We start from the raw sequence: 24,360 nt of genomic DNA, 5'->3' as shown, positions 1-24,360 counted from the left end.
AAGAAGGAAGAAGGAAGAAGGAAGAAGGAAATGGTAATTTGTCAGTAGTTAACGACTAACCAATAACGACTAACCAATAACTATGGCAGAACTCTTACAAATCTCACAATTAGGAAATCCCGTATTGCGCGGCCAGTCGCAAGTTGTCGAGAATATTAAGGACGATCGCATTCAACAGTTGATTGACAGCTTAATATTTACAGTACAGCAGGCAAACGGAGTGGGGATTGCCGCCCCTCAAGCGGCTCAGTCCGATCGCCTGTTCATCGTCGCATCCCGTCCCAACCTGCGCTATCCCCAAGCACCCCACATGGAACCCACAGCGATGATTAATCCCCGGATTGTGGCTGCATCAACAGAGACAGTCAAAGACTGGGAAGGCTGTTTGAGCATTCCGGGGATTCGGGGATTAGTGCCGAGAAGTAGGGCGATCGAGATAGAATACACCAGTAGAGACGGCAAACTCCACCGACAAGAATTAACAGACTTTGTGGCCCGAATTTTTCAACACGAACACGACCATTTAGATGGAATCGTGTTTTTAGATAGAGTAGAAAATACCCACGAACTAATCACAGAGGACGAGTACCAAAAGCAAATTGTCAACTTACTATAACACTTGATATAATTGCTAGTAGTAACACCAGTGATGTTGTGAATAGGAGGGCGAATGTCTATCAATTTGGAAAAAGGCGGGAGAATCAATCTCTCTAAAGAAGCACCGGGGCTAAAAAATGCCGGGATTGGTTTGGGATGGGATACCAATGCTACAGACACCGGGGGGGACTTTGACTTAGATGCTTCCGTGTTTATGTTGGGGGCTACTGGCAAAATTCCCGGCGAAAAATACTTTGTTTTCTACAACAACAAGGAGTCGCCGGACACTTCTGTAATACATCTGGGAGATAGCAGAACCGGAGAAGGATTTGGCGATGATGAAACCGTTACAGTCGATTTAACCAAAATCGATCCGGTGGTGGAAGAAATTGTGTTTGTGGTAACTATCCACGAAGCAGAATCGAGAAGGCAAAACTTCGGTCAAGTGCGGAATGCTTTTATCAGGATTTACGACACTACTACTAACACAGAGGTAACGAAGTACGATTTGGACGAGGATTTTTCTAGGGAGACAGCGGTAGAGTTTGGCAGACTTTACAAGAAAGACGGTGAGTGGAGGTTCCAAGCTGTAGGACAAGGCTATAATTCCGGCTTGCAAAGCTTTGTAGATAAGTATGCCGCATAAAAAGGCGATCGCTCCTATCTAAATAAATCGAGGGGAAATTCGGAAGCAGGAATGTTTCCCTCGATTTTAAGCAATCAGACTCATGAGGTGACAAACCAGATGGGAATTCAATTAAAGAAGGGCGAAAGATTTAATCTTTCTAAAACATCCCCAACTTTAACAAAAGTTGCGATCGCCCTGGGGTGGGAAATAGCAACGGAACTAAGTTTATCTGACTCAAACCAGCAAAGCGGCGATATCGATGCCTCGGTTTTTGCATTAGGTTCTGATGGCAAAATTCCCGATGAAAGATACTTTGTATTTTACAATAACTCGCAGTCGCCGGACGGAGCGATCGCCCATTCGGGAGATAATCAAACTGGTCAAACTCAAGGGGATGACGAGACAATTGATGTAGACTTGGAAAAAGTAACGGCTGCTGTTGAAGAAATGGTTTTTGTGGTCACGATTCACGACGCACAAGCTAAACATCAAAATTTCAGCCAAATCAGAAATGCTTTTATCCGATTGTACGATCGAACCACCGACAGCGAATTAGCGCGGTACGATTTAACAGAGGCTTTTTCTGAAGAAACCGCGATCGAGTTTGGACGGTTGTATAAAAAGGATGCAGCTTGGAGATTTCAGGCCGTAGGACAAGGATATAAAGCAGGGTTGCAGAGTTTTGTTGACAAGTATCATTCAGAGATTAAACAGCCAGAAAAGCCAGCAAAACGTACAGTAGAATTGCCTAAATTACCAGTTATTGAAGATAGTCACAAAAGTCAGAAAGCTATAGCATTAGACAAAAAGCTTGAGGAAAAAGCGCCGCATATTTTCAATCTCGCTAAGAAAGCCGATATCTCGCTCAAGAAAGTAAATCTAACAAATCACAATGCTCAAGTAGCCCTTTGTCTCGATATTTCGGCTTCCATGTCTTCGCTGTACAGTTCAGGAAAAATTCAGCGTTTGGCAGAGAAGATTTTGGCCTTGGGGTGTCGGTTGGATGACAACGGATCAATCGACATATTTCTGTTTGGAGTCAACCCCCACAATCCCGGTGAAATGTCGATCGACAATTTCTCAAACTTCATCCACAATATACTGCAACCGTATCCTTTAGAAGGAGGTACTTACTACGGTAAAGTGATGAAGGAAATTAGAAAGTTCTATTTTCCTGACGGTCGCGGTAGCAGGCGCAACGCAGCTATTAAAGCCGATCGACCTGTCTACGTGATGTTTGTGACTGATGGAGAAACTGCCGACGAATCGCAAAGCAAGCAGCAGCTAAAATGGTCGTCCTATGAGCCGATATTTTGGCAGTTTATGGCAATCGGTAAGTCATTGAAGGATGTCAAAAGTAAGGGAGTTCGCGGCTGGTTAGCAAGAGCGGTAGCGAGCGATTTTACATTTTTAGAACAGCTTGACGAAATGGGCGATTGCTACCTAGACAACGCCGATTTCTTCAGTTTAGAAGACCCGGAACATATTGCCGATGAGGAATTATATGATTTGTTGACAGCCGAATATCCGCATTGGGTAAAATCAGCACGAATCAAAAATCTCTTACCCTAGAAACAGCTTTTTAATGCCAACAAAATGCTAGCTTAGGGCAATCATTCAACTTCACCATAAACCTTACAAAATCACAAAACTATGGCTATCAACTTGACAAAAGGACAATCAATCGTTCTCAGCAAAAGCGAATACGACTTGTCCAAACTGACAGTGGGTTTGGGCTGGGATGTTGCACAAGCTAAAAAAGGTCTTTTCGGGCGAAGCAGTGGTGCAAATTTTGACTTAGATTCCTACGCTATGCTGCTGGGAGAAAATGGCAAAATAAAGAACTACAAAGAGGATGTAATTTATTACTCTCATTTGGAGTCAAAGGACAAAACAGTTGTTCACTCAGGCGACAATCTCACGGGGGAGGGAGAGGGAGACGACGAACAAATAGTGGTGAAGCTGAGTTCTTTGCCTGCAGAATATCACAAAATTATTTTGGGCGTAAATATTTACGATGGAAAAGAGAGAAAACAGCATTTTGGCTTGGTAGAAAATGCTTTTGTGAGGGCTGTAGATGCCGCCGGCAAAGAAATAGCTCGCTATCAATTGTCAAATGACCCTTCTTATGAAGGAAAATTAAATATGTTGATGGGAGAAGTTTATCGAGAAGGCGGCGAGTGGAAGTTTAAGGCTTTGGGAAATCCTTTGGCTGAGGATATGAACGGTGTTGTCGGTTCATTTATGCGGTGATCTTAAAAATGTTGTTTTAACCGCAGATAAACGCAGATAAACGCAGATGAAATTCCATCTGCGTTTATCTGTGTTAATCCGCTAATATCTGCGGTTAAAAAATCCCCATGTACTTATTAGACATCTGCAAAAAACCTACTCCAATCAATCTTTAACAGGTCGCATTGTCGGGAACATGACGGCATCTCGGATGCTTTGAGTATTAGTTAAAAGCATCACCAATCTGTCTACACCGATACCCATTCCGGCACAGTTAGGCATTCCCAAAGATAGCGCTTGAATAAAGTCTTCATCCATTGGATGCGCTTCGTCATCGCCGGCATTTTTCTGCGCCAACTGTTCCTCAAACCGCTTTCTTTGCTCTTTCGGATCGTTCAATTCTGAGAATCCATTCGAGTATTCTGTACCGTTGATAAATAGCTCGAAACGTTCTACAAATCCGGGCTTGCTGCGATGTCCTTTTGCTAAGGGACTGACTTCAACAGGGTAGTCGATGATGAATGTAGGTTGAATTAGTTTGGGAACAACTAATTTGTCAAAAACTGCATAGAGAACGTAGCCTAAACTCTGTTGTTCTAACTTAGACAGGTGCAAGTCTAGCTTCGTTGCAGAGGCGATCGCACTTTCTAAGTCCAAACTGTCAAAATCCAGCCCAAACTCGTCTCTGACAGCTTCTACCATCGTTTTTACTCGCCAGTGTTTGCCGCTGAAACCGGGATATTTTTCACTGTAGTCGAACTTGCGTTCTAAACTAATCGTTTCCCCCTGATTTTCGATTTCTTTGACATCCCCAAATACCGCCGCCGCTGCGAAACACATCACGTCTTCGACAACTCCTAAAATGTCGAAAACATCAGCATAAGCTTGGTAAACTTCTAAAGAGGTAAACTCAGGATTGTGGGTGCTGTCAATGCCCTCATTTCTAAATGCTTTCCCTAGTTCAAATACTCGCTCGAAACCCCCACAAATCGCTCTTTTCAAGAATAATTCTGGAGCCACTCGCAAATACAAATCTACCTCTAAAGCATTGTGGTGAGTGATGAATGGCTTAGCAGCAGCACCGCCGTAAATAGCTTGCAGTGTTGGCGTTTCTATTTCGTAAAAATTGGCTTGCCAGAGATAGGAACGGATGCTTTGAACGATGCGGCTTCGCAACATAAAACGGTTGAGCGCATCTTGGTTGCTTGCCAAATCCATTTCGCGGTGACGGCGGCAAACTTCGGGGTCGTTAATTCCGTAATAAGAATCGGGAAATTGAATGGTAGCTTTTGATAAAAGCTTGAATTCCCTGACTAAAATAGAAAGTTCTCCCCTGGGGGTGCGGCAGCCGATACCTTCGACGCCGACAAAATCGCCGACATCGAGCAATTTTTTAATTTGTTCAAAGCTCAAACCGACTTCGCCGGTGACGATTGCTTTCTCGATTTTGAGTTGAATTTTGTCTGTGGCGTCTTTTAAATCGATGAAACCAATTTTGCCGCTGTCTCGCTTGGAAGTGATGCGGCCGGCTAATCGCAGGGAAATTTCTTCGGGGTCACTTTGTCCGTTTTCGAGTTCTTTTCCCGGCTGACTAAATATTTCGCGAACTTGCTTGGCTGTGTGCGATCGCGCGTAGGATTCACTGGGATACGGTTCTATGCCTTGCGATCGCAGTTCGTCTACTTTTTGACTGCGGACTTCGGCTTCACTGAGAGTCATTAGTTATTGCCTGATTAAAATTACAAATATCTGACATCTTGCACTATTCTGGCGATCGTGCGATCGAGCGTTGCTCAAAGCAACACCCTACAAGAAAATTCACTCTTTGTGGAACAGGCATCTTGGCTGTTCGCGATCGAGCTGCAAAATGTCAGAAACACCAAACTCTATCATAACTGGTCAACATAGACCAATTTGTCAGATAATCCAGACACACTGGCGATCGACAGATGCGGAAGGTCAGTAAGGTTTTAATCCTGACGGAAGTCTTCTATCCTCTCCATCCCTCCTACTCCCTCTCCCCAACAGTCAACAGTCAACAGTCAACAGTCAACAGACAACTATTGTTATCGACTGCACAAAGCGACCGAAACATTAAAAAATTAAGTTGTCTGTCGATCGCAACAGGTGAGATGATATGTAGTGCAGCCTCACGGCAGTTCCATAGAAACTGAACAGCAGAAACGCGAGCGATCGAACTCGGCTCATCGCACCTCTGTCAGGATCGACCACACACACTCTCTCTTAACATATAAAAACCAGAATTATGGCTGTTGCAACCCAATCACTCGAAGAACTCTGCATCAACTCTATCCGCTTTTTGGCCATCGATGCGGTAGAAAAAGCAAAATCAGGACACCCGGGACTGCCGATGGGCGCTGCCCCTATGGCTTTTGTGCTGTGGGATCGGTTCATGCGGTTCAACCCCAAAAACCCCAAGTGGTTTAATCGCGATCGCTTCGTCCTCTCCGCCGGCCACGGCTGTATGCTACAGTACGCCCTCATGTACTTGACCGGCTACGATAGCGTCACCCTCGACGACATCAAGCAATTTCGTCAGTGGGAATCCAAAACCCCCGGACACCCCGAAAACTTCGTCACCGAAGGCGTAGAAGTTACCACCGGCCCCCTCGGACAAGGAATTGCTAATGCCGTCGGTTTGGCAATGGCAGAAGCTCACCTCGCTGCTAAGTTTAACAAGCCCGACCATAAAATTGTTGACCACTACACCTATGTCATCATGGGTGACGGCTGCCACATGGAAGGCATTTCTGGCGAAGCTTGTTCTTTGGCCGGACACCTCGGACTCGGCAAATTAATTGCCTTGTACGATGACAATCACATTTCTATTGAAGGCGACACCAGCTTGGCCTTTACTGAAGATGTGGGCAAGCGTTTTGAAGCTTACAACTGGCACGTTATTACAGTAGACAATACCGCTCTAGACGATGATACTAACCTAGAAGCAGTTCACAAAGCTATTGAAGAAGCCAAAAAAGTCACGGACAAACCGTCCATGATTAAAGTCCGCACAGTTATTGGTTACGGTTCTCCTAACAAGCGCAATTCTTACAGTTCTCACGGTGCTGCTTTGGGTACCGATGAAGTGAAAGCAACTCGCGATTTCTTGAAGTGGGAACACGCACCGTTTGAGATTCCTGATGATGCTTTGTCACACTTCCGCAAAGCAGTCGATCGCGGTGCTCAATCTGAGCAAGAATGGCAGAAAGCTTTTGATGCTTATAAAGCAGCATATCCTGCAGAAGCTGCAGAATATGAGCGCAGCGTTGCCGGCAAACTTCCTGAAGGTTGGGATAAAGTTTTGCCGACATACAAGGCAGAAGATAAAGCCGATTCGACTCGGAATCATTCTGGAAAATGTTTGAATGCTTTGGCAAGTGTGTTACCTGAACTGATCGGCGGTTCCGCTGACTTGGCATCTTCTAACATGACTTTGCTCAAGGGTGAAAAAGACTTCCAAAAAGGTCAGTACGAAGGACGTAACCTGCGGTTTGGTGTGCGGGAACACGCCATGGGTGCGATCGCGAACGGTATGGTACTGCACGGCGGTTTAATTCCTTACTGCGCTACTTTCTTGGTATTTGCTGACTATATGCGGGGAGCAATTCGCCTCTCTGCACTATCGGAAGCTGGAGTTATTTACGTAATGACTCACGACTCCGTAGCCTTGGGCGAAGACGGCCCCACTCACCAACCCGTGGAAACCATCGCTTCTCTGCGAGTAATTCCCGATTTGTTGGTAATGCGGCCTGCGGATGGTAATGAAACATCCGGTGCTTACAAAGTGGCAGTTGAAAGCCGCACCCGCCCAACTTTAATGGCTTTGTCGCGCCAAAACTTGCCTAACTTGGCTGGAAGCTCGATCGAAGGAACAGCCAAAGGCGCTTACATTTTGTCCGACGACGGTGGCACTCCCGACATCATTTTAATCGGCACCGGCGGCGAAACCTACCTCTGCGTTGATGCCGCTGAAAAATTGCGCGCTGCAGGCAATAAAGTGCGCGTAGTTTCGATGCCTTGCTGGGAATTGTTCGACCTACAAGATGCCGCTTACCGCGAATCTGTACTGCCGAAAGCTGTTACTAAGCGGTTGGCAGTTGAAGCAGGTTCTAGCTTCGGCTGGGGACGTTATTTGGGTTCTGAAGGCGACAGCCTCAGTATTGACAGATTCGGCGCTTCTGCACCGGGCCCCGTTGCTTTAGAAAAGTTTGGCTACACCGTTGATAATGTGGTAGCTAAGGCTCAGGCGCTGTTGGGTTAATAGAAGCAGCATAATTTTTGGTGGGGCGGGCTTCGAGCTCGCCCCATTTTTTATAGCAGAAGGAAGAAGGAAGAAGGAAGAAGGAAGAAGGAAGAAGGAAAAGGAAGAAGGAAGAAGGAAGAAGGAAGAAGGAAAAGGAAGAAGGAAGAAGGAAAAGGAAGAAGGAAGAAGAAAAAGAAAGAAGGAAGAAGGAAGGAAAAGCTAAAATCTAAAATCTCAAATCGGAATATTGGGTTTCACTTCATTCTACCCAACCTAGAGCTCGCTACAGATCGCGAATCATTGAGAATTGCTATATTAAGACTTACGGAAGAAAAACCAGTTTCTACAACAATATTCGGTTTGGCAATGAGGCATCTAGCCAGAAACGGGGTTTTTCCCGCCCGGTGGGTCCAAGGCTGTATATTTCAAAAATTTGAGATAGGTTATAAGTCATTGGATTAAATTACCAATTACCAATTCCCGCTTACCAATTACCAATTACCAATTCTCGATTACCCATTCCCGATTACTCATTCGATTTATGATTTGGAACTTTTTAAATCACCTGTTATTCACGGCAAATTATATTCCTCAAGGCTACTGTTACCTTTGGCAGCGAGAGCTAGTAGCGCTCCACATAGTGTCAGACTCTATAATTGCCCTGGCCTACTATTCAATACCGCTATCCCTAATTTATTTTATCGGTCAGCGAAAAGACTTACCCTTCCGCAACATCTTTTGGCTGTTGGCAGCCTTTATTATCTGCTGCGGCACTACTCATATAATGGAAGTTTGGACGCTTTGGCATCCTGTTTATTGGGTTTCTGGCAGTCTGAAAATTATTACGGCTGCGATTTCTGCTTACACCGCTTTTGCATTAATTCCTTTCGTTCCCCAAGCATTAACTCTGCTGAGTCCAACTCAATTAGGGATGATCGATTCAATACTGCAAAAAGAAATAATTGAACGCCGAGAAACGGAAGCTCGCTATCAAACTTTAACTGAAGCTTCGCCGGTAGGAATATTTTATGCAGATGCTGGAGGAGACTGCTTGTATGTCAACGAGCGCTGGTGTCAAATTTCGGGAATAACTTGTGATGAAGCTTTGGGCAAAGGGTGGTTGCAAGGCATTCATCCAGACGATCGCGATCGGGTTTTTTCTGAATGGTATAGCGCCGCGCAGGAGAAATTGCCGTTTAAATCTGAGTACCGCTTTCAAGGCATTAATCACACTCAAACCAGTTGGGTATTCGGTCAATCTGTCGGTCAAATTGGAGAAAATGGGGAGGTTAAAAGTTATGTGTGTACTATTACTGATATTACAGAACGCAAGCAGGTAGAAGATGAAAATCGACGGCTCAATGAAACTCTGGAGCATCGAGTTGCTGAGCGCACTGCTCAAATCGAAATTTCTAACCACCAATTGCAAAAAGAAATAGCTTACCGCGAAAAAATTGCGCTCACTTTGTTGGAATTGACGCAACTGCAAAATGCAATTCTTAATAGCGCTAACTACACAATTATTTCTACAGATACCGACGGTACAATTAAAACATTTAATCGGGCGGCAGAGCAACTTTTAGGTTATTCGCTAGAAGAAGTGGTCGGAAAATTCACGTTAGCAATAATTCATGAGCCTCTGGAGGTCGCTCAAAGAGCTGAAGTTCTTTCTCAAGAATTGGGAGTGAAAATAGAGCCTGGAATTCAAGTATTATTTGCCTTGCCGTGCCGGGAAATCGCGGACGAAAATGAATGGACTTACATTCGCAAAGATGGTTCGCGGTTTCCGGTACTGCTGTCAGTAACTGCCTTATTTGATAGTAACGGAAATATTAACGGTTTTTTGGGTATAGGTCAGGATATTAGCGATCGCAAACAAGCTGAAAAAGAGCTGCGTGACCTAACCAGTGCCATGCAAAATGCGGTGGAAGGCATTTCGCGGCTGGACATTGAGGGACGCTACGTGAACGTTAACCGAGCTTACGCTCATAAATGCGGTTACGAACCGGAACAAATGCTTGGCATGAAATGGCAGCTCACCTTACATCCGGGCGATGTTGAAATGGTGCTCTCAGCTTATCAGGAAATGGTAATTTCTGGCAAAGTAGAAGTTGAAGCTAGAGGAGTCCGAAAAAATCGCTCGTTTTTTTATAAGCAATTAACGATGGTCAAAGCTTGCGACGCACAAGGGATATTTAACGGTCACCACTGTTTTATGAAAGATATCACTGAGCGGAAACTAACTGAAACTGCTTTGCTCGAAAGCGAATTTAAGTACAGGCAAATAGTTGAATTAGCAGAAGAAGGTATTTGGGTAATTGACAGAAATGGCCTCACGACTTACGTAAACCACGCAATGGCGCGAATGCTAGGCTATAGTGAATTAGAAATGTTCGGGCGGTCGCTTTTGGATTTCATGGACGAACGGGACAAACCACAAGCTATTGAAAATATCGAGCGGCGCAAGCAAGGTATTGGTAAACAACACGAATTTAAATTCAAAAGCAAGGATGGCAAAGATATTTGGACTGATATGTCTACCAGTCCAGTCATGGATTCCCAGGGTAATCTGCTGTCTTGTTGCGCCTTGGTTTACAACATTACAAGCCGCAAAGAAGCAGAGCAGCAAATGCTGCAACTTACAGAAGATTTGAAGCGTTCCAACGAGGAATTAGAACAATTTGCTTATGTGGCTTCCCACGATTTGCAAGAACCGCTCCGAGCCATTACCAGTTACACTCAATTGCTGGCCCAGCGCTATCAAGGAAATTTGGACGATCGCGCAGATAAGTATATTAATTATATTGTCGATGGCGCCACCAGAATGCAGCAGTTAATCAACGATTTGTTGGCATATTCGCGCCTGGGAACAAGGGGTCAGGAGTTTGAGCAGGCGGACTGCAACGCTGTGGTTAAGCAAACTATGTGCAATTTGCAAATTGCGATCGCCGAAACAAAAGCTGTAATCACCTGCGACGCGATGCCAACTGTGATGGCGGATGAATTTCAACTGGTGCAATTATTCCAAAATTTGATTGCCAACAGCATCAAATTTTGTCGCCAAGAGCTCCCGTTGGTTCATATCGCTACCTGCAGGCAAGAGAGCGAATGGGTATTCAGTGTCCGCGATAACGGCATTGGAATCGATCCGCAGTATGCCGATCGTATTTTTATCATTTTTGCGCGCCTGCACTCCCGTCGCCAATATTCCGGTACTGGTATAGGTTTGGCGATGTGCAAGCGCATTGTTGAACGCCACGGCGGTCGGATCTGGGTGGTATCTCAAGAGGGAAAAGGAGCGACTTTTTACTTCACTATTCCTATAATTAGTAGCTGAAGCCTCAAAGTTCAATTTTGTTTTTATACTTTAAAGGATACGCCGGTTATGAGCGATCGAAGCACTGTTAGACCTATAGAAATTCTGCTGATTGAGGATTCTCCCAGCGATGCCGATTTGGCAATAGAAGTCCTCAGTCAGGGCAAAATATTGAATAACTTGCATTTTGTGGAGGATGGAGTCGAAGCAATCAAGTTTTTGCGCCGAAAAGAACCCTATCTCAGGGTACCTCGTCCCGATTTAATTTTGCTCGATTTGCATCTGCCGAAAAAAAGCGGTATTGAAGTGCTAGAAGAAATTAAAACTGACCCAAAGTTAAAATTAATTCCTGTAGTTATCCTCAGCACTTCAGCAGCTCCCGAAGATATTTTTAAGTCATACTCGCTCCACGCCAACTGTTACATAACAAAACCGGTAGACTTCGTAGAATTTACTAAAGTAGTGAGGGTAATTGAGGAATTCTGGCTGGCAGTCGTCAAACTTCCTCTAAATTAAATGAACAGATGCTTTGCTTATGAGAGCTCTAAAAATTTTTAACCTATGGAAATTCTGCTGGTGGATGATTTGCTCAGCGAGGCTGAATGGACTTTATAAAAGCTGGCGAAAAGCCAATTTTTCACAATTTGCAAATAGTATAAGATATGGTAAAAGCAATAATTTTAGTGAATAAAGCTGGCTTTTCTGTTCGCATTATCGTCCCAATTTAGTTCTGCTTAACTTAATTTTGGCTAAAAAAACGGTTGAAAACATTGATATAAATCTCCTCAGCACTCAAGTTAAAAATAATTCCGGTGGTAATTATGACAACCTCAGCAGCCGATGAAGAGATGCTCAAGTTTTATGCCCTCTCAGTCCGGTGCTACATCACTAAGCCTATCGATTTTAGTCAAGTTGCTAAGCTGGTGAGATGGATTGAGGATTGGTGGCGGGTGGTGGTGACAGTTCCCAAATAATAATTTTCAAGTTGAAAATGGCATGGGAAAGCAAAAAAGTTTAACCTAAGATTGGTAGAGTAAAATTTTTACAGTCAAAAACGTCTAAGCTATGTGGATTAAGATTCTGTTAGTAGAAGACAATCCGGCTGATGCTGATTTGCTTGCAGAACTGTTAGAAGTATCTGTGGGTGTCGAGTGGGAACTGGTGTCTGTTGAGTTCCTGCATGAGGCGATCGCACAATTGTGTAAACAACCCTTTGATGTAGTTTTGCTCGACCTTTCTTTGCCGGACAGCCGCGGTTTGGAAACCCTAACTCGCCTGCGAGAAGTTGCCCCGGATACGGCAATGGTGGTAATGACAGGCTTGGACGATGAGGCGATCGCCCTCGAATCAGTTCGCTTGGGAGCTCAAGACTATATTGTTAAAGGTCAAATTACTACTCAATTATTAGTGCGGACAATCCGGTACGCGATCGAACGATCTCAAACATTTCAAATGCTGCGGGAAAGCGAGCGCCGCTTTCGGGCGATTTTTGACTCTTCGTTTCAGCTAACCAAGCTGCTGACTCCCCAAGGAATTGTGCTGGAAGTCAACGAGACAGCCCTCGATTTTTCCGGATTGCGATCGGAGGGTATTGTGGGTCGCCCGATTTGGGAAATGGCGATTTGGGCCCAGTCGCCACAGGTTTCCGAACAATTGCAATGCGCGATCGGCAAAGCAAGTCGCGGCGAGTTTTTCCGCAGCGAAATCGACTTGTTAGGCAAAAGTGGTCAAATTATGACTGTTGATTTCTCACTGAAACCTGTTAAAAATGAAACAGGACAAGTTTTGCTGCTGATTGCGGAAGCCCGTGACATTAGCGATCGCAAACGAGCAGAAGCGGAAATTCTCAAAGCCCTCGCACGAGAAAAAGAACTTTCTGAACTGCGAGCTAAATTTGTCACAATGGTTTCCCATGAGTTCCGCACACCTTTGACAACCATCCAATTTTCCGCTGGATTGCTGCAAGATTACAGTTCTCAGTGGCCCCAAGATAAAAAATCTACTCATTTTGTGCGGATTCAATTAGCAATTAAACGCATGACAGAGTTATTAGAAGATATCCTCGTAATTGGCAAAATCGAAGCCAATACGTTGCAGTTTCAACCGGTTTCCTTAAACCTTGAAAAATTTTGCCGTCAACTGGTAGAAGAGCAGCAGCTCAACGACAGCAACCAACACCCGATCGCCTTTCAATATGAAGGCGGCAACTGCGAGGCTCAAATGGATGAAAAACTGCTGCAGCAAATCTTGGGAAATGTCCTCTCAAATGCCATCAAATATTCCCCCGCCGGCAGTACAGTTTTCTTGCACCTCAACTGTCAAAACAAAGAAGCTGTTTTCCAAGTTCAAGACCAGGGCATTGGCATTCCGCAAGCCGATCGAGAGCGGATCTTAGAAACTTTTTACCGAGCTACAAATGTCGGCACTATTTCGGGAACAGGTCTCGGTTTAGCTATTGTGAAGAGGGCTGTGGAACTTCACGGTGGCCAACTCGCGATCGACAGTCAAGAAGGAAAAGGCACAACTTTCACTATTACCTTACCTTTAATTTGCGATCCCAGTCAATAACAACTGAATTATCAACTATATATATCCGCCATTTAACGATTAATTAAGCCCCTAACAAACAAACTTATTAAGTATCTGAACCCAGAATTTGTCCAACAAACTACTAACAAAAAGGAGCTATCACCGTGGCTAAGATTTTGGTAATAGAAGACGAAGAAGCGATTAGAGAGAATATTTTAGAGTTGCTGGAAGCCGAGAATTTTGAAGGAATAGGAGCGATTAACGGCAAAGTCGGCATCAAATTGGCGATCGAACAAATCCCGGATTTAATTTTGTGCGACATGATGATGCCGGAAGTAGACGGTCACGGCGTCATCAAAGCTTTGCGCTCCGAACCCTTGACTGCAACAATTCCGTTTATTTTCCTCACAGCCAAAGCCGATAAAGTTGACGTTCGCACGGGCATGGAACTGGGAGCTGACGATTACATTACTAAACCGTGTACGCCGCAAGAACTGCTCAAAGCCATTGCTATTAGACTTGAAAAACAAAAAACAATTAGCCGACAATCTCAAAAGACCCTAGACGAATTACGCACTAATATTAGTATGTCGCTGCCCCACGAATTGCGGACTCCTTTGAATGCAATTCTGGGCTTTTCTGAGCTAATTTTGTCAGAATATAAGGTATTAGAGGAATCCGATATCTTAGAGATGATCGGTCAAATTCAAACTTCCGGCCATCGTTTGTATCGACTGATTCAGAACTTTTTACTGTATGCAGAACTGGAGATAGCAGCCACAAATCCCGAACTGCTAAAGGAGATGCGAAACAGCGAATTTATCTGTGTAAAATCTTTGCTTAGTCAAAAAGCGCGGCAGCAAGCAAAACACGCGAATAGAACAGACGATTTACAATTAAACTTGCAAGATGCCTCGGTAGCTATGGATTCTGTCCGACTCGCAAAAATTGTTGAAGAACTATTGGACAATGCCTTCAAATTTTCATTAGAAGGAACGCCTGTTTTATTAAGCACTTTCGTGGAAAATAAGACTTTTTTTCTGTGTGTCAAAGACCAAGGCCGTGGCATGACTGCCGATCAGATTGCCCAGCTAGAAGCTTACAGGCAGTTCGATCGCAAACTTTACCAACAAGCAGGTTTGGGATTGGGCCTGGCTATTGTTCAACGCCTTGTAGAATTGCATGGAGGAGAATTTAAAATAGAAAGTTTCCCGCAGCAAGAAACCATAGTTTGCGTTTCCCTGCCTGTCTAAACAATGATGATACCAGTTTCCCAAAAGAATACAACTGTAGGCAAACTCCCAACCCTTATGGCATAAATCATTCCCAATTCTCAAATCTCAACTCTAAAATGGTATTATGCAGGGGCGATCGCTCCTTTCAGACACCGCTGCATATAAATTTGAGCTACCTTATCATTAGGGTTGATTTCTAAGCAGGCCGAAAACAATCTTATAGCTTCGCCACACTTGTCACTATTGTATAGTACCAAAGCTTGCTCAAAGATTGTCTTTGTCTCTAACTTTTTCTGTCGTAAATCTGGCGGATCTGCCGCAAATATTTCATAAAGTGTTACCATTCGCGATTTGCCTTTAACTGTTACGCGATCGATCAGCCTCAAATCATAAAAATCGTTTAACTGTATAAAAGTATTGTGAGTAATTAACATCGAAACTTCATACTCTTTCGTCAAATTTTCCACGCGGGATGCTAAGTTTACCGCATCGCTAATCACCGTGCTGTCCATCCGACTTTGGCCGCCCACCGTGCCTAACATCAAAGAACCCGTATTGATTCCAATGCCAATTTGCAGCGGCGGGGAACCGACCTGATTACGACTAATATTATACTCGTTAAGCTCTTGTAGCATTGCAATTCCAGCTTTCACAGCATGGTCCGCACTGCCATCAAACAGCGCCATAATCGCATCGCCAATGTATTTATCAATAAAACCAAAATTGTCAGTAATTGCTGGTTCCATGCGCGACAAATAACCATTAATAAATTGGAAATTCTCTTCGGGATTCATCCTTTCCGAAAGAGAAGTGAAATCACGGATATCTGAAAACAGTACCGACATTTCTTTTTGTACCTGATCGCCTAATTTGACTTCCAGAATACTTTCATATCCCAGAAAGTGGAGAAATTCGTGCGGCACAAATCGCCCGTAAGCATCTGTTAATTTTTCTTCCGCTGCTAAAGCTTTTTGTAACTCGTCTGTGAATTGGCGGCGCTCGGTTTCAACCTCTAGACGTTCTGTGATGTCTTGAAAAGCTGCGATCGCGTAAACTATGTTTTTCCGTTCGTCGTAGATTGGAGTCGCCCAAACCTCGATCGGCACAATCCGATCCGACCCATGAACTTCTAGATCGTCCATACGCACAAATTCTCCCCGCAACGCCCGAACAATCGGTTGGCTATCCCTCGGATACAATTGATTAGTTCCAGCGTCGTAAAAATGATAAGCTTCAGGGAATTGGTCAGTACATCCATCAAAAATTAAACCTTGGGCTAGTATCCTTTCGCCCCAAGAATTCATGTAAAAAGGTTTACCCTTACCATCCACAACAAATATTCCCACCGGCATCGCTTCCAGGAATTGAGTCAATCGGCTTTTGCTTTCTGACAGTGCCTCATTTAACTTTTCTTGAGCTGCCAAAGCTTTTTCTAAATCATTAGTAAACCTGATTCGTTCCACTTCCACCTGTCTTTGCAAACTAATATCCTTAGCAAAACCTTGATAGTAAAGCACTTCACCGTTAGCATCATAAACTGTGCGCGCATACTCAGAAATCCAGATAATGCTGCCATCTCGACAGTAAATCTGAGACTCAAACTCACACAGAGTACCATGCTGTTTCATCAGCGCCAGAAACTCTTGACGGCGGTTCGGTTTCACATATAATTGCTGCTGAATATCATTAATACTTTCTATCAATTCTGACGCGGAATCGTAGCCGTAAATTTCCGCCAGAGCAGGATTCGCACTGATAAAATGTCCGTCCGGCGTCGTCTGAAAAATACCTTCTAGAGCATTTTCAAATATCCCGCGATACTTCTCTTCAGCTTGAATTAGCGCCACTTCAGCTTCCTTGCGTTCAGTTATGTCACTAAAAGCAATAATTGCATAGGAAATGTCGCCTGTAGAATCATAAATTGGAGTCGCCCAACTCTCTACAGGAATAATCTTATTAGCTGTACGAATTTCTACACCCTCAGTCCGCACATTTTCGCCCCGAAGTGCCCGCATAATTGGCAATTCTTCCACGGGGCATCTCTGATTAGTTCCGGTTTTATAGAATTGATAAATTGCTGCTTTTTGCTCTGAATTAATATGCGGCACAGTGCCTTTGCCAAATATATCCCGCGCTTTCTGGTTAGCGTAGAAAGATTGCCCGTTTGCATCAAGTACACACACGCCCAATGGCATAGCTTCTAGATATTGCGTCAAGCGACTTTCGTTTTCATGGAGTTTGGCAATCAGCATGGCCTGCCTGCGGTTTAATTTTACCAACTCCTGATTCATTTCCTGAAGTTCTATTTGTTTTTCAGCTAATTGTTTATCTTGAAAATATCTATATATTGCCTCAGTGACAGTTAATTTTAAGTCATCACCTTGCCAAGGTTTAGGTATATATCGGTACAATTTAGCATAGTTAATAGCATTGGCTACCGCCTCCAAATCAGCCTGCCCTGTCAGCATGATCTTGAGACAGTTCGGCGAGATAGCATGAACGCTCCTTAATAGTTCGTCTCCTTTCATACTAGGCATGATATGATCGGAAATAACCACAGGAACTTCATACTGTTCTGCTAAAAGTTCTGCCAGCAACTCTAAAGCTTCTTCGCCACTTTGGGCCGTTTCAATTAAATATTTATCTTCAAAAGCTTTCAGCAGGTCTATTTCCAGACTATCGAGTATAGTCTGCTCATCATCGACACAAATAATTACTGGTTTTTTCATAAATTTGCTAGACCAGACTTAATCGCTTCAATTAATTCTTGATTTCGCCAAGGTTTTTCTATGAAAGCATGAAGATTTGCTTGATTTTTTGTGCGTTCGATTGCTTCTTTGTCGGCTTGTCCTGTCAGCATCACTGTCACAATTTGCGGATATTTTTGATGAATTTTAATCAGCAACTCATCTCCTTTCATTCCCGGCATCAACCAATCAGAGACAATTACTAAAATGTTAACCTCATCTTCACATAGCTCTTCAATAATTTCCAGAGCTTCGGCAGCACTTTCAGCAAATTCGCAAAGATATTTACCGTTAAATGCCTGTTGCAGTTCAATTTCCAGACTTTCCAACACTCCTACTTCATCGTCCACACACAAAATTGCTGATTTAGACATCGCTAGTTTCCTTCTTTAGTATGGCAAGGTGAACCCGCATGGGCAGTACACCGTTTTCCAAATTCTACATTCTGCGCGGGTAGACTGCAAATTTTAGCCCCAGACTTCAGCCTCTGGCGCTTTACCTACTCAGTTAAATTAATCGGCAAAGACACGGTAAATGCTGTTTTACCGGGCATCGACTCCACATCAATTTTACCCTGATGTTTTTCAATTATTTTCTTGGCAATATCCAGTCCCAACCCGCTGCCTTCTCCCGCAGGTTTGGTGGTAAAAAAAGGCTCAAAAATTTTCGGAATAATCTCTGGTTGAATCCCCTTACCGCTGTCAATAATTTTTACCAAGACGCTGGTATCTTGTTGTACCGCGTCAATTGTTAAAGTTCCTTGATTGCCCATCGCTTGTAAGGAATTGTGAATTAAATTTGTCCAAACTTGATTGAGTTCGTCGGGATAACACAGTACCACAGGCAATTGATCTTGATAGTTTCTGACAATTTCCACACCCTGCTTGATTTGGTTTTGATAAAGAGTTAATACAGTTTCAATTCCATCCGTAATATTCACTTGTATTTTTTCCCCATTTACATCGTAACGCGCATAATTTTTCAGGGCAAAGACGACTTTGGCAGCGCGCTCAGTAGCGGTAGCAATGGTTCGGGCGCTTCTGTGAATGCTAGCAAAGTCGTAGGCTGTTTTTATAATATTTTCGCTGTCAGGATCTTTGAGCAACGACAAGAATTCTTGCAAATTTCCTTGTAATCCGATATTGACTAAAATGCTAGCAATGCTGTCAGAATTGTCAATGCCTTCCGAATCGAGTTGCTGCTTCACGCCTTTTTTCAATACCCGTTTTTCTCGAGTAGATAAAGAGTAATTTTGTTGACTAGAACTGTACATCAAACGCAAGAAATCTTGCTGGCGTTCGGCTGACAGTTCTTTAAAAAAAACTGGCAAACTTTCGAGATTGTTATCCAGAAAGCTGGTAATATTTCCAATAGACGACCGAATCGCCCCCAACGGCGTATTGATTTCGTGAGCAATGCCTGCAATTAGTTGCCCTAATGCGGCCATTTTTTCCGATTGCACTAATTGATTCTGAGTAGCTTGCAGTTGGTCTAAAGTAACTGTAAGTTCATTGTTTTTCTGTTGGAGTTTTTTTCGCAACTGGCACATAGCTAAATGGGTTTCTACCCTCACTAACACCTCTTCCACCTGAAAAGGCTTGGTAATATAATCTACCCCACCCACAGCAAAGGCTTTGACCTTATCAAGTACGTCATTAATTGCGCTAATAAAAATTACCGGTATGTCGCAAGTTCGTTCATCAGCTTTGATATTTTGGCAAACTTCATACCCATTCATTTCGGGCATCATAATATCCAGCAAAATTAAATCAGGAGGCATACCTTTGGCCGCCGAAAGCGCTAACTCGCCGCTAGGTACAGGGCGGACTTTATAGCCCTTGCCATTCAAAATTCCGGCTAGCAGTCGCAAATTAGCTGGGGTGTCGTCAACTACTAAAATATTACCGCGATCGGTCCTAGGAAGGTCGTTATTCATGTGATATTGTTTGAGATATTAACTTTAAAACTTTGTCGTACTCAAAATTTTCTATACAAGTTGCGATCGCACCTGCCGTTACTGCATCCTTTAATCGAATTTCATCGAGCAAGCTATCAATTAAATCCATATCTGCATTCAGTATAGCTAACTTTAAATTAGCTACCAGCGACTCAGGTAATTTCACGAAATCAGCCGCAGTCATTGCGCGATCGCCCTCTTTGAGAGCCGATAAATTAGCTTGACCCGGATCTTCATAAATATAGCGCACTCCGATATGTTTGTGCATAGCATCAAAAATATCGGCTTCCCTGAAAGGCTTCCTCATAAAAGCATCGCAGCCCGCCGATAAAATAACTGCCCGTTCTTCCTCCAAAACGCTCGCTGTCAGCGCAATAATCGCAGTAGCTTGACCTTTAATAGTGCTTTTAATATATTGCGTCGCTTCGTAGCCGTCCATCACAGGCATTCTCATGTCCATCCAAATTAGATGCGGTTCCCAACTATCCGAAATCTCAATAGCTTCTTGGCCGTTATTAGCTTCTTTTAGTTCAAAACCCAAAGGAGAGAGGATTTTAATTAACAGTTGGCGGTTGAGCGGTTTATCGTCTACTATCAAAATTCGATAGGTGTGTTGGCTGGGAACCAGGCCTATAACATTCCGGCTCGGTTTTGGGCTTTCAATATCAGCCGCATCGACCGCAATAACTTGAATGTCGAACTTAAAATTAGTTCCCTTACCAACAGCAGAAAAGACACTCATTTCACCCCCCATTAATTCCACAAATTTGCGACTGATTGGCAATCCCAAGCCGGTACCTTCTTGCGAATCCTTGCCTGTCTTGGTTTGCACGAAAGGTTCAAAAAGATCGTCTAATTCATTGGTAGCAATACCGGGCCCAGTATCCTCGACTTCAAAATGAAGGAAGAAGGAAGAGGTAGAAGCTGAATAGTCATTTGGGGTTGAAATGATCTGGTTGTTCGACTGACTTACTTGAGATATTTTAATACCATTAATGGCAAAAACTTCAGTATTTGTTGATACTTCCGATTGAGCAACATTTCCCCCTTCTGCCTGCTGATTTATGCCTGACGACTGCTTGCTAACTCTGACCCATGCACCGCCATCCTCGGTAAATTTAAGAGAGTTATTTAGCAGATTAATTAAAATTTGCCTCAATTTTAAATCGTCCGTTTCTACGTATTGTGGCACATCGGGACTGCGCTCAAAAACCAACTGCAAGTGCTTGTCATATGCTTTGAGTTGAAACATATCTTCCAAGTCATTAAGCAGGCGATAGAGGTCGATTTTTTTTGGATTTAGGGTGGTGCGCCCCGATTCAATTTTAGATAAATCCAGCACGTTATTAATCAGGGTAAGGAGGTGTTCTCCGCTGCTCCTAATTATGCTAATATTTTCTTGATGTTCTGGGGATAGAGTTTGGCTGCGAGTCATCAGTTGGGAAAAACCGAGAATTGCATTGAGAGGCGATCGCAATTCGTGGCTCATATTAGCAAGAAAGGTACTTTTAGCTTGGTTTGCCACTTCCGCTTTGTCTTTAGCTACAGCCAATTCTGCCGTCCGCTCTTGCACTCGTTGTTCTAAAGTTTCAAAAGATTGTTGCAGTTGTTGAGCCATGCTGTTAAATGACTTGGCTAATTCCCCCAATTCGTCGGAGCGTTCGCTTTCTACTGTTTTATCCCATTCACCTTTAGCAATATTTTTGGCTGCCGTATTTAAGCTCAAAATAGGATTTGTCACCCACTGAGAAGTCAGAATGCCAATCACCACAGCTACTCCTAAAGCTGCGAAACAAAGCAAAACTGCTGTGCGGGTATTGGCATCGATTTCTTTGGTGAAATCTGCTTCGGGCACAACTACAACAATCAGCCAGTCTAAACCTTTGCCGTCTTGGAACGGCAAGACTTTTAAAAATTGTCGCTTGTCATCTATTTCAAAGCTCAATAACTCGGATTTTTTAATTTGGTCTAAATTTTTAAATTTGGTCGTCAAATATTTAGCTGTCGATCGAGTAAAATGGTTGCTGCTTTCTTCTACTTTAAACAATTGTCTTTTATTATCTTTAGTGCGAAACGGTTTTTCTGTTGTGGAAGTTGCTAACAAAATACCCTGGCGATCTATAATAAATGTTTGACCGGATTTGCCAACTTTGAGACTGTTGAGAAATCTCCCAAAATGGTCGAGACGCAAGGCAGTAAATAAGACTCCTTCTAGCTGATTTCTGTCGCTGTATACGGGTTGGAGAGCGCTGATAATTAAGGTCGGCTCTAGTAAGGAAACAAAAACCGAACTCCAAGTAGGTTTGCCGACTTTGACGGCTTTTTGGTACGCAGGATGTTGCCGATTATCATAGTTTTTGGCAATGATGGTAACTTTAGTGCGATCGCCGAGAGCGTTCGTATTGTAAGAGTTAAAATTCAACCCAGTAGATGTGTCTATTACATTCATCATTCTGGAGCCGTTAGACAGTTGTTCACCGGATCTATAATCTCCCTTATTGTTGCCAACGGAGGTGAAATTGATATATGGATATAATTGTACTTGCCGCAAAAGATATTTCTCCCAAGCTGATAAGTTTTCCATCTTTAACAAGCCGAGCTTTACAGCATCAAGCTTAGTTTGATTGATTTGATGGGGAGTTGTTAGGTAAACTTGCAGGTTTTGCTCGACACGCAAACTCACTTCGCTCATTAACTGACTGGCAAGGTTATTAACTGCTTTTTGTCCGTTTCTAAAAGAAAGATATCCTACGAGTCCCACGGCTCCAACGATTTGCAGTACAAATGGAACTATGAGAACAGTTCGCAGCGGTAATTTGTCTAAAAGTTGAGAAACCATAAGATTGAGAGGTTTGGTGAACTTAGTCTAGAAGCGTCCTTGCACAAGCTGTCTTAACAGCAGCACCATTTACTGCCGACTAGCTAGAAAGAATTGATGCGGGCTATTTTAGCTGTGCTAGATGCTCGACCCCATCGAATGTAAACCTAATCTTGGCTAGATTAAAGTTGATTATTTCCCCCATTGTCGTATTATTGTGAACATTTAGGTAGAATTTGCAGTCTCTAGCTTCGAGAACTGCCTGCTCTCCGATCGCGTGGGCGAGTTGAACCCGCATCCCTCAAGCGATTTGGAGGCGGGTCAAGAAATTTGCGATCGGCACTCGCCATTTTCCGCAAGACGTGTTATACTCTAAAAAGTCGAGGGCACGTAGCTCAGTGGATAGAGCATCAGGTTCCGGTCCTGAGGGTCGGGGGTTCAAATCCCTCCGTGCTCACTTTGTATGTCGTTTGCGGAGTAAGGGTTTCAGGTTAATTGTATTGCCGACAGTCCTACTTTCCGCTCAAATTTCGCTCCCATCTGTTCCAAGTATCTCCAAAACCACCTCCATATCTGCCAAGTTTGCGCCGGACTTTTTGCGTCGCGCTTTCAACTGGTTGAGCAGGTCGGCTGGCTCTGGAAGTTCTGCGACGGTCGGAGCCAATTTTTTATTTGCTTCCCGATCGCGCTGCGCTTCCTTGAGTTCTTGCTCCAACATCTGAACCTTCAGTCCTAAATCGCCGTTGCGGTCAAGCACACGGTCAAGGCGATCGCTCGCAACCTTGTCTACAGTTCCACCCGATTTGTAGACAAATTGTAGACGTGACGTTGCTGTTGCTTCGTGTAGACAAAGTTTGTATACAGGCTGTAGACATCTCACAGTACACGAGTCAAAAAATAGGCTGAATCACTTGACACAGTGCTTGACACTTAAACGAACCCCTGTTAAGGTAAAAAGGTATTCAATCACTTGTGACAGAGAATCATGTCTAATCCCAACGGAAATATTCAAACTTTAAAACCTTACGAGAGCAAGTGGCGATCGGGCAAAACTCAAACCATCAGAGTACCCGTTGCCCTCGCTGAACAGATACTAGCGGTAGCGCGTCAGATGGATGCAGGCGAATCACTTGTGACACAGGATGAGAGCTTGAGCTACCTGAGAATTCTTAAGACAAAAATAGAGGCTAAAGAAGCGGGCTACAGGGCTAACTCAGCCAGCAAGCTGATATCCGTTCTCAAGTTAATTCTTGACAAGCTGTAGACACGAAAATCCCCCAATTAAGGGGGATGGGATTGAGCCGTCAGTTGTCAGGTGGCGGCTAAATTTTCCGCAGGTCGCAGAAGAGCATTGAGATTATCCGGCCGCCCTTGTGTTTTTCGCGCTCTTGCCAGTCAACCTTGCAACTGATGCTCGTGTGAATCTCAGTGATGCGGCCGTGCCAGTTGTAGCTAGTGTCCTCCGGTTTGTTGCCAGCCACTTTGTCTCCGACCCTGAATGCTTTGAGCGGGTCGGAGCAAGGAACGCCCGTGAGTAGCTCTGTCAGTTTTTGCTTGTCGGAGTCGGAGAGTTTAGAGAAAGAATTGCAAAAGTCTAAAATAGTTGGGTTTATTGCTTCAGATGCTTCAGAAGCTTTCTGTATAGGGATTGTTGCTTCAGAAACTGCTTCAGAAACTCCTTCAGACAAAGTTGCTTTCTGAAGCAGTTCTGAAGCAGTTTTAACGGCAGAATAGGATTCTGAAGCTTCTGAAGCAGTTTTTCTACTTTCTGTCTTCTGTTTGCAGATGCCCAAAAAATAAAAGCTGCCCATTACTTGCCCCTCTAATTGCGCCTCGGTGTGCCGATGCTTCTCTAGCTTAGGGAAAATCTCACAAAGACGAGCATACAACTGGTTTATAGCCTTCACTGGCTTATCCCACTGGTTAGGTAAATCATTCCAAACCAGCTTCTCCTTGCCCCTCTCGTTCCACTCAATCTCAAGTATCCCCGCCTCTTGATACCACTCTTGTAACTCGTTCCATAAGTCTTTGGCATAA

18 protein-coding genes, 1 tRNA gene and 1 pseudogene are annotated in these 24,360 nt (G+C 43.8%); 12 read left to right on the top strand and 8 right to left on the bottom strand.

Annotated elements, in window-relative coordinates; translation table 11 throughout:
* Positions 1-82 precede the first annotated feature (82 nt).
* The 4 genes from def (at position 83) to QUA36_RS18745 (ending at position 3,478) form a co-directional block, all read left to right on the top strand.
* Entirely contained in the window at positions 83-616 is a 534-nt protein-coding gene (gene def, locus QUA36_RS18760) for a peptide deformylase (RefSeq protein WP_333458697.1), read from the top strand.
* A 54-nt stretch (positions 617-670) separates the two neighbouring features.
* Positions 671-1,243 (top strand): TerD family protein, encoded by a 573-nt coding sequence (locus QUA36_RS18755; RefSeq protein WP_333163088.1) that lies wholly within the window; start codon positions 671-673, stop codon positions 1,241-1,243.
* A 99-nt stretch (positions 1,244-1,342) separates the two neighbouring features.
* Complete coding sequence (locus QUA36_RS18750; RefSeq protein WP_333458696.1) at positions 1,343-2,797, top strand: TerD family protein; 1,455 nt, start codon at positions 1,343-1,345, stop codon at positions 2,795-2,797.
* Between the two features lie 81 nt (positions 2,798-2,878).
* Positions 2,879-3,478: a TerD family protein gene (locus QUA36_RS18745; protein WP_333163092.1), complete on the top strand. Its 600-nt coding sequence runs from the start codon at positions 2,879-2,881 to the stop codon at positions 3,476-3,478.
* A gap of 144 nt (positions 3,479-3,622) precedes the next feature.
* Here QUA36_RS18745 and lysS read toward each other — a convergent pair whose 3' ends face one another.
* The gene (lysS, locus tag QUA36_RS18740; protein ID WP_333163094.1) at positions 3,623-5,176 is read right to left on the bottom strand and encodes a lysine--tRNA ligase; all 1,554 of its coding nucleotides are present in this window, start codon (positions 5,174-5,176) and stop codon (positions 3,623-3,625) included.
* Between the two features lie 375 nt (positions 5,177-5,551).
* Positions 5,552-5,689: a hypothetical protein gene (locus QUA36_RS18735; protein WP_333458695.1), complete on the bottom strand. Its 138-nt coding sequence runs from the start codon at positions 5,687-5,689 to the stop codon at positions 5,552-5,554.
* Positions 5,690-5,723: 34 nt separating this feature from the next.
* Between QUA36_RS18735 and tkt the strand changes: the two genes are divergently transcribed.
* The 6 genes from tkt (at position 5,724) to QUA36_RS18705 (ending at position 14,819) form a co-directional block, all read left to right on the top strand.
* Positions 5,724-7,739 (top strand): transketolase, encoded by a 2,016-nt coding sequence (tkt, locus tag QUA36_RS18730; RefSeq protein WP_333458694.1) that lies wholly within the window; start codon positions 5,724-5,726, stop codon positions 7,737-7,739.
* Between the two features lie 523 nt (positions 7,740-8,262).
* A complete protein-coding gene (locus tag QUA36_RS18725; RefSeq protein WP_333458693.1) occupies positions 8,263-11,058 on the top strand; it encodes a PAS domain S-box protein in 2,796 nt (931 codons plus the stop codon).
* Positions 11,059-11,106: 48 nt separating this feature from the next.
* Positions 11,107-11,553 (top strand): response regulator, encoded by a 447-nt coding sequence (locus QUA36_RS18720; protein ID WP_333458692.1) that lies wholly within the window; start codon positions 11,107-11,109, stop codon positions 11,551-11,553.
* Positions 11,554-11,858: 305 nt separating this feature from the next.
* Positions 11,859-12,011: a hypothetical protein gene (locus tag QUA36_RS18715; RefSeq protein WP_333458691.1), complete on the top strand. Its 153-nt coding sequence runs from the start codon at positions 11,859-11,861 to the stop codon at positions 12,009-12,011.
* A 91-nt stretch (positions 12,012-12,102) separates the two neighbouring features.
* A complete protein-coding gene (locus QUA36_RS18710) occupies positions 12,103-13,605 on the top strand; it encodes an ATP-binding protein (RefSeq protein ID WP_333458690.1) in 1,503 nt (500 codons plus the stop codon).
* Positions 13,606-13,730: 125 nt separating this feature from the next.
* Positions 13,731-14,819, top strand: coding sequence for a response regulator (locus tag QUA36_RS18705; protein WP_333163105.1), 1,089 nt, complete (start codon positions 13,731-13,733; stop codon positions 14,817-14,819).
* A 104-nt stretch (positions 14,820-14,923) separates the two neighbouring features.
* On the opposite strand, the gene QUA36_RS18700 is transcribed toward QUA36_RS18705, so the two are convergent.
* The 4 genes from QUA36_RS18700 to QUA36_RS18685 all read right to left on the bottom strand — a co-directional run bounded on the left by QUA36_RS18700 (position 14,924) and on the right by QUA36_RS18685 (position 22,344).
* Positions 14,924-17,530: a PAS domain S-box protein gene (locus tag QUA36_RS18700; RefSeq protein WP_333450565.1), complete on the bottom strand. Its 2,607-nt coding sequence runs from the start codon at positions 17,528-17,530 to the stop codon at positions 14,924-14,926.
* A complete protein-coding gene (locus QUA36_RS18695) occupies positions 17,527-17,922 on the bottom strand; it encodes a response regulator (RefSeq protein WP_333163109.1) in 396 nt (131 codons plus the stop codon). Before QUA36_RS18695 ends, QUA36_RS18700 begins: the two co-directional genes overlap by 4 nt.
* Positions 17,923-18,047: 125 nt before the next feature.
* Positions 18,048-19,484, bottom strand: coding sequence for a response regulator (locus QUA36_RS18690; RefSeq protein WP_333458689.1), 1,437 nt, complete (start codon positions 19,482-19,484; stop codon positions 18,048-18,050).
* A complete protein-coding gene (locus tag QUA36_RS18685) occupies positions 19,477-22,344 on the bottom strand; it encodes an ATP-binding protein (protein WP_333458688.1) in 2,868 nt (955 codons plus the stop codon). Before QUA36_RS18685 ends, QUA36_RS18690 begins: the two co-directional genes overlap by 8 nt.
* A 363-nt stretch (positions 22,345-22,707) precedes the next feature.
* Here QUA36_RS18685 and QUA36_RS18680 point away from each other — a divergent pair.
* Positions 22,708-22,780, top strand: a tRNA-Arg gene (locus tag QUA36_RS18680).
* 66 nt (positions 22,781-22,846) lie between these two features.
* Here QUA36_RS18680 and QUA36_RS18675 read toward each other — a convergent pair.
* Positions 22,847-23,203, bottom strand: coding sequence for a hypothetical protein (locus tag QUA36_RS18675; protein ID WP_333458687.1), 357 nt, complete (start codon positions 23,201-23,203; stop codon positions 22,847-22,849).
* A gap of 105 nt (positions 23,204-23,308) precedes the next feature.
* Between QUA36_RS18675 and QUA36_RS18670 the strand changes: the two genes are divergently transcribed.
* Positions 23,309-23,587: a hypothetical protein gene (locus QUA36_RS18670; RefSeq protein ID WP_333458686.1), complete on the top strand. Its 279-nt coding sequence runs from the start codon at positions 23,309-23,311 to the stop codon at positions 23,585-23,587.
* Positions 23,588-23,645: 58 nt separating this feature from the next.
* Here the strand turns inward: QUA36_RS18670 and QUA36_RS18665 are convergent.
* Positions 23,646-24,360: pseudogene (locus QUA36_RS18665) on the bottom strand (hypothetical protein); the annotation flags it as partial.

This window comes from Microcoleus sp. Pol10D4 (assembly GCF_036701555.1).
Classification (GTDB): Bacteria; Cyanobacteriota; Cyanobacteriia; order Cyanobacteriales; family Microcoleaceae; genus Microcoleus.
This window is presented reverse-complemented; position numbering and strand designations above follow the sequence as displayed.

Bases quoted from the DNA above. Each gene is read 5' to 3' on its own strand.
- def (WP_333458697.1), top strand. From the start codon at position 83: ATGGCAGAACTCTTACAAATCTCACAATTAGGAAATCCCGTATTGCGC.
- QUA36_RS18755 (WP_333163088.1), top strand. From the start codon at position 671: ATGTCTATCAATTTGGAAAAAGGCGGGAGAATCAATCTCTCTAAAGAA.
- QUA36_RS18750 (WP_333458696.1), top strand. From the start codon at position 1,343: ATGGGAATTCAATTAAAGAAGGGCGAAAGATTTAATCTTTCTAAAACA.
- QUA36_RS18745 (WP_333163092.1), top strand. From the start codon at position 2,879: ATGGCTATCAACTTGACAAAAGGACAATCAATCGTTCTCAGCAAAAGC.
- lysS (WP_333163094.1), bottom strand. From the start codon at position 5,176: ATGACTCTCAGTGAAGCCGAAGTCCGCAGTCAAAAAGTAGACGAACTG.
- tkt (WP_333458694.1), top strand. From the start codon at position 5,724: ATGGCTGTTGCAACCCAATCACTCGAAGAACTCTGCATCAACTCTATC.
- QUA36_RS18725 (WP_333458693.1), top strand. From the start codon at position 8,263: ATGATTTGGAACTTTTTAAATCACCTGTTATTCACGGCAAATTATATT.
- QUA36_RS18720 (WP_333458692.1), top strand. From the start codon at position 11,107: ATGAGCGATCGAAGCACTGTTAGACCTATAGAAATTCTGCTGATTGAG.
- QUA36_RS18715 (WP_333458691.1), top strand. From the start codon at position 11,859: ATGACAACCTCAGCAGCCGATGAAGAGATGCTCAAGTTTTATGCCCTC.
- QUA36_RS18710 (WP_333458690.1), top strand. From the start codon at position 12,103: ATGTGGATTAAGATTCTGTTAGTAGAAGACAATCCGGCTGATGCTGAT.
- QUA36_RS18700 (WP_333450565.1), bottom strand. From the start codon at position 17,530: ATGAAAAAACCAGTAATTATTTGTGTCGATGATGAGCAGACTATACTC.
- QUA36_RS18695 (WP_333163109.1), bottom strand. From the start codon at position 17,922: ATGTCTAAATCAGCAATTTTGTGTGTGGACGATGAAGTAGGAGTGTTG.
- QUA36_RS18690 (WP_333458689.1), bottom strand. From the start codon at position 19,484: ATGAATAACGACCTTCCTAGGACCGATCGCGGTAATATTTTAGTAGTT.
- QUA36_RS18685 (WP_333458688.1), bottom strand. From the start codon at position 22,344: ATGGTTTCTCAACTTTTAGACAAATTACCGCTGCGAACTGTTCTCATA.
- QUA36_RS18670 (WP_333458686.1), top strand. From the start codon at position 23,309: ATGTCTAATCCCAACGGAAATATTCAAACTTTAAAACCTTACGAGAGC.